General features: G+C 36.9%; 1 protein-coding gene and 1 pseudogene. Both read left to right on the forward strand.

Features of this window, described 5'->3' with window-relative positions; genetic code table 11:
* A pseudogene (locus tag DW103_RS18540) lies at nucleotides 1-270 on the forward strand (hypothetical protein); the annotation flags it as partial.
* 197 nt (nucleotides 271-467) lie between these two features.
* On the forward strand, nucleotides 468-1106 hold the full coding sequence (locus tag DW103_RS17505) for a thymidylate synthase (RefSeq protein WP_122278515.1): 639 nt from the start codon (nucleotides 468-470) through the stop codon (nucleotides 1104-1106).
* The last annotated feature ends 107 nt before the right edge of the window (nucleotides 1107-1213 follow it).

Here is a 1213-nt window from a genome sequence, read left to right on the forward strand (position 1 = left end):
ATTTCAGACTCGGAGCAAAAGAAGTTAGTAGTTAAAAATGAGAACAATGGACAGATAAATGTCGGCTTTAAAAATCCGGAGGATATTTACCATGAGTTGGATTTTGCCATTACAGATGCTGAATTGGAATATTTAAAAGCACGTGTTGATTTCATCGACCGCAACGGTATGTTTTCAGACACGACCATGCCCACGTATGATAAGATCATTAACGCTGAATTTTCTAAAGAATATTACGAAAAGGATAGTAAAACAGACAATAAACCTTAGATAGTTGTTTTAGCACCTAAATGGGGGCAGGTGTAAAAAAGCCCCCGACTTGTTAGTAGTAATACCACTCACGTACTAACACCAAGATGCGCTACACCGCACAGCCGAGGGCTAAAGACCTTCTGCCGCGGTGTAGCGCGTCTTGGTTTATACGTGAGTGGTAATGCAAAGATACGTTTTTTTTAGATATAAAGATAATGAACAAATACTATAAGATTTTAGACAAAATACTTACCAAAGGTAAGACACAAAACAATAAGAAAGGGCATATTAAATATCTTTTGAATGAACAATTGTTTTTGACTCCTGTAGACCTTCTTGATATTTTTGAAGGTCATAATATTGCCCGTAGAAAGCTCCGAAATGAGCTACAACTATTTATGCGGGGAGAACGAAACGTTGAAAAGTATCGAGAAGCAGGTATCAACTGGTGGGACTATTGCGGGTCTATTCTTGTAAATAGTTACCCTACATATTTTGAAAAACTTCCCCCACTGATAACCCGCATCAATAAAGAGAAACGTAACAGTAAAAACTATGTGTTGTTCCTCGGTGAAACTGGTGCAGAGAGTAATCAGGCTCCTTGTTTAAGTCTTGTACAGTTCCAGATAGATGAAGGCGAATTAGTTTTGTCTGCCTATCAGCGTAGCAGTGATGCCAATTTGGGATTACCTGCAGACATCTATCATTTATATTTGATGTCACGACAGGTAGATTTACCTTTAAAGTCTATAACTCTTAATCTTGCCAATGTACATATTTACGAAAACAACATCGATAGAACTCGAAGTCTACTTGATGGGAATGAGAATGTGAAATTTGAGCTAAACGTATAAATTCAAAATAGAAAGCGTTTAAACATCCTTTGTGTGGTGTTTAAACGCCAAATTATTTTTTATACTTTTCGTCTTGAAAAACTGTACCCGTCGTTTTGCCAATTATA

Source organism: Parabacteroides sp. AM08-6 (assembly GCF_003473295.1).
Lineage (GTDB): Bacteria > Bacteroidota > Bacteroidia > Bacteroidales > Tannerellaceae > Parabacteroides.